This window comes from Microcystis sp. M090S1 (genome assembly GCF_020246295.1).
Lineage (GTDB): Bacteria > Cyanobacteriota > Cyanobacteriia > Cyanobacteriales > Microcystaceae > Microcystis > Microcystis aeruginosa.
Map to the genome: position 1 here is coordinate 1 of NZ_JADBTF010000018.1, position 4,972 is coordinate 4,972.

3 protein-coding genes are annotated in these 4,972 nt (G+C 49.2%); all 3 read left to right on the plus strand.

All coding sequences use genetic code 11. The features are described 5' to 3' along the window. Nucleotides 1-281 precede the first annotated feature (281 nt). The 3 genes from ldpA (at nucleotide 282) to IM477_RS00820 (ending at nucleotide 4,585) form a co-directional block, all read left to right on the plus strand. Nucleotides 282-1,283 (plus strand): circadian clock protein LdpA, encoded by a 1,002-nt coding sequence (gene ldpA, locus IM477_RS00810; RefSeq protein ID WP_287730088.1) that lies wholly within the window; start codon nucleotides 282-284, stop codon nucleotides 1,281-1,283. A 117-nt stretch (nucleotides 1,284-1,400) separates the two neighbouring features. Further along, entirely contained in the window at nucleotides 1,401-3,146 is a 1,746-nt protein-coding gene (locus IM477_RS00815) for a R3H domain-containing nucleic acid-binding protein (protein WP_502866528.1), read from the plus strand. 11 nt (nucleotides 3,147-3,157) lie between these two features. After that, complete coding sequence (locus tag IM477_RS00820; protein ID WP_287730093.1) at nucleotides 3,158-4,585, plus strand: hypothetical protein; 1,428 nt, start codon at nucleotides 3,158-3,160, stop codon at nucleotides 4,583-4,585. Nucleotides 4,586-4,972 lie beyond the last annotated feature (387 nt).

Sequence of the window (4,972 nt, forward strand, 5' to 3'; positions counted from 1 at the left end):
CAAAAGTACCAGATATGGGAGTGATCAGGGGTAAATTCCGGGACTTTTTCCCTGAAAATTAGGTAATTGACCCCCTCAAAATCGGTAAAACCCCACACCCCACACCCCCCACCCTACACCCTACACCCTACACCCTACACCCTACACCCTACACCCTGCCCCTAGGAAAAACTTTTTCAGCAGACCCTAATTATGCAAGAGTTCTAGTCTTTAGTCAGAAGATTTACTATCAGAGCAGCACAAGGCTGACGTTTAGGGGCTGGCTGCGATAGGATGAAAAAGTGCTAGATAAAAACTCCTCTCCCTTCTGGTCCTTAGTTGCGGGTCACTGGTTCAAGCTCATCTGTGGAGCCAGTTACCAGGATTTGCCCACGATTCGCAACCTCGCTTTGACCTATACTATCGCCGGGGCCGATTGTATTGATGTGGCCGCCGACCGGGCTGTGATTGTTGCGGCCAAAGAAGGCATCGAAACCGCTGAAAAAATCGCTGGATTATCTCCCAATCGACGACCTTGGTTAATGGTCAGTCTCAATGACGGGGAAGATCCCCACTTTCGTAAAGCTATCTTTAACCCGCAACTCTGTCCGGTCGATTGTCCCCGTCCCTGCGAAAAAATCTGTCCCGCTTATGCTATCGATAGGGGAGGAGTGATCGAACAGCGCTGTTATGGTTGCGGTCGCTGCTTACCCGTTTGTCCCCGGCAAATAATCGAGACAAAATCCCGTGTCTGTCAACCCCAAGAAATTATCCCCTTAATTATCGAAATGGGAGTCGATGCGATCGAAATTCATACCCAAGTCGGTCATGGAGAGGAATTTGCTCGACTCTGGCAAGCGATCGCAACTGTCAGTAAAAACCTAAAAATCCTCGCCATAAGTTGCCAAGATCATGAATATATCATTGATTACCTCCACTATCTGCGAGAAACTATTTCACCCCTAAGCTGTCCTCTGATTTGGCAGACTGACGGCCGACCGATGAGCGGCGATATCGGCAAAGGAACCACCCACCCGGCCATTAACATGGCCAAAAAAGTCCTCTGTGCCAATCTAGCCGGATTTGTGCAGTTAGCTGGGGGAACCAATGACCATACCGTGACCAAATTACAGCAACTGGGACTGAGAGAAAAAATCGCTGGTATTGCCTATGGAAGTTACGCCCGTTCATTGATTTTGCCAATTTTAGAGCATTTAGACCAGCCTAACCTTGAAAATGACCCCCAAGCCCACCAAGAAGCCGTTAAAGCCGCTTCTATTCTCGTTGCTCAATTGAAAGCCTAGCCTTGGTCAAAAAACTATAATATTTTTTTAATTGACAACTAACCCATAAATGTGTTAGACCCCAAGAAAATCTTGGAAATAAAAACAGCCAATTATCGCCAAAACCTTTTACTATTAATGCCAGAAACCCTACCCTCCTCTCGGATGCCAGTTACCGACGATTTAAACAAACTCTTGGCAATTCTACCCGCGCGGATTCGCGGCAAAATCGAGGAACACCCGCGGCAGCATCAACTGATCGAAGTAGTTATGGATTTGGGACGCATACCAGAAGCGCGTTTTCCCGATGGGGCGATCGATCTGGGGGACGAACCGATCTCAAAAGAAGAAATCCAGTATTCGATCGCCCGGGTGGGCAGTTTTAGCGGCGATAATCGCGCCGGGATTGAACGCACCCTGCACCGCATCAGTGCCATTCGCAATCGAGACGGGGAAATTATCGGTTTAACCTGTCGTATCGGTCGGGCCGTTTTCGGTACGATCACCCTGATTAACGACCTAGTGGAAACGGGTAAATCCCTGCTGCTGCTCGGTCGTCCGGGGGTAGGGAAAACCACCGCTCTCCGGGAAATAGCCCGAGTTTTAGCCGACGACCTCAATAAACGGGTAGTGATTATCGACACCTCCAACGAAATCGCCGGGGATGGAGATATTCCCCATCCGGCCATCGGTCGCGCTCGTCGGATGCAGGTGGCCCGTCCGGAATTGCAGCATCAAGTCATGATCGAAGCGGTGGAAAACCATATGCCAGAGGTGATCGTGATCGATGAGATCGGTACGGAATTAGAAGCTCTGGCCGCTCGCACGATCGCTGAACGCGGGGTGCAGTTAGTGGGAACCGCCCACGGCAATCAATTGGAAAATTTAATTAAAAATCCGACTTTATCGGATTTAGTCGGGGGAATTCAGGCAGTAACTCTCGGAGACGAAGAAGCGCGCCGCCGGGGTTCCCAAAAAACCGTTTTAGAACGCAAAGCACCGCCCACCTTTGACATTGCCATCGAAATGTTGGAACGTCAGCGCTGGGTCATCCACGAAGACGTATCCACCACTATCGACCAACTGCTGCGGGGACGGGAAGCAATTGCCCAAATCCGTTGGGTAGATGAGGAGGGAAAAGTACAGGTCACTCAGGAAGAACCAAAACCGGAAAACCTCACCCCTTTGCGTCGCAATTATCTGCCGGAAATGGATAAACCCAAGGGATGGCGGGCCGATGGCCGGATGACTCCCGTGTCCCGTTTCGGTGCAGGCGGACTCAACCGGGAAAACGATTTCGATCGCCTCCTCGAACAATCCTGGCTGCAGGAAGAACCGGAAACGGAAAAAGTCCGCGTCCCCGGTCCCAATGGCGAAGATTGGCCGGTTTATGTCTATCCCTACGGAGTCAGTCGCGCCCCGATCGAACAGGTAGTACAGGCCCTAGATTTGCCGATCGTTTTGACCAAAGATTTACAGGAGGCCGACGCAGTGCTGGCCCTGCGTTCCCACGTTAAAAATCAGTCAAAATTGCGGCAAATTGCCAAAGTAAGACAAATTCCCATCCACGGCATCAAATCCAATACCCTGCCCCAAATTTCTCGCGGTTTAAAGCGGATTTTGGGCATTGATGACCCGATGAATCAGGAAGGTGCGGATATGCGTTTATTTGCCCGCAGCGGTAGCGATGACGAGATCGAAGCTTTGGAGGAGGCCCGGTTAGCGGTGGAACAAATCGTTATTCCCACCGGCCAACCGGTGGAGTTACTGCCGCGATCGGCGAAAGTGCGGAAAATGCAGCACGAATTAGTGGAACATTACCGTCTCCAATCCGATAGCTTCGGAGAGGAACCGAATCGCCGTATTCGCATCTATCCAGCTTAGGAGTCGGGAATTTGCAGCGACGCACGCTCATCATTCTAGGTACAGGAACGGCGATCGGTGCGGTGGCCCTCCGGATTATCCATCGTCCCCAATCGGCGGCGGAATTGCGCACCAAAATGCCCCTAGCTGAAAGAATTAAGCTCTGTCTCGATCTGGCTAAGATTAAACTAGCGACCACGATCGATTATCTCGATAGTTATGCCCGTCGGGGCATTCTCTATCCCTATCTTACCCATCCAGAGCCATCGGGTTTTACTTTCTTCAATTGGCTACGGAGGGGGAATAGTCCCACCCGCGGCACTTGGAAGTTGGCAAAGGCCAATTTTTGGGCGGCAGGGGCTTTTCCTGCTTTATTATGGAAAATTGCTGACTTAGAATCAAACCCTATGGATGCGGGATTTTGGTCAGCTGCCGCGAAAAAATGGAGCGATCCCTTAAAAGAAACCAGTTTGAAGAACAAAGACATCGCTCTTAATAATGTACTGGTGTTTGCTCCTTGGTTTGAGTCGGGACAGGGTCAGGAAAAACAGACAGCTTTAGAGATAACTTTACGGGGGGCCAGACAACTAGCGCAACCTTTTCAGGATGGTAAAGGGAGTTATCACACCGATATCGGTACTTTTGGCTGGTTACGCAAGGCCGATCGCACCGATCAGCAAGAACATTGGCACGTTTTTATGGACCATACAATCAATATAGAACAACTGCTCTGGGCAGGTCTCCACAATCCTGACCCCAAGGAAGCAAAAGATTGGCAAGAAAAGGCCCTTTCCCACATCCGCACCATTAGCCGCACTTTTGGGGCTAACCGTCGCCCGGGTAAAACGGGGACTTGGCAAAGAGGGTATTTTGATCAAAATGTCAACTCTCCCACCTATAGAAATTTCTTATTTAATGAGGGAAAACAGGGCTGGCGCGATGATAGCACTTGGTCCCGGGGTCAAGCTTGGTTTATTTATAGTGCCACGACGGCCTATATTTACACCAGCGATCCAGAAATGTTAACCATTGCCAAGGATGCCATTAATTATTATCTGGAAAATTTGCCCGATCGCTGGCCCGATGGACAAAGACGCGCCGGAGATTTTATCCCCCCCTGGGACTTTGATTATGCCCTGCAAAAAAATGCCGCTACGGAAAAGGATTCTTCAGCAGCGGCGATCGCTGTGGCGGGGATGATTCGCTTATTAAAAGCTTTACCCAGCAGTGATCCTAGTTATGGAACCTATCGAGAGGCGATCGATAATACTCTCTTGAATTTGACTTCTTTTCAGTATTTTCCCGACGAAACCGCCCCAGAGATGAGTCTATTGCGTCATGGTTGTTATCATCATCCCGCCGCGATTCAACCCAGCCAAATCTATGATACGGGTTTAATTTGGGGAGACTTCTTTTTTATCAATGCTTTAGCTGAATACCAAGATTTACCCGATACTTAATGGTTCTCTTGGTGGTGGTGATTCAGCGGCTTAACGCTTTACTTTCTTGACTACTGATTATTTGAAGGCTGATGGCTTTAAATAGGGTTTGCGGCAAAAAGTTTGTTGGTGGGGTTAGGAGTCGGTCGTCAGGAGCCGGTCGTCGGTCGTTTCAGGCTTTGTTGCCCTCTCTTTTTGTACCAATGTGTGTACTATGAGAAGGATAATGCAAGGTTTTTGAGAGTCCCAATCCGATATTCTTGCTCTAACATCGGATTTTAACAGGTCAAAAGCCTTATTTTAAAAGGGTTTTACCATTATTCAGCAAACCCTAACTAAAGGAGTCAAGTCTTTGACTCCTTTTTTTGTTAATTATTAGCTCTCCTGCAAACGTGAGACTAATACCAA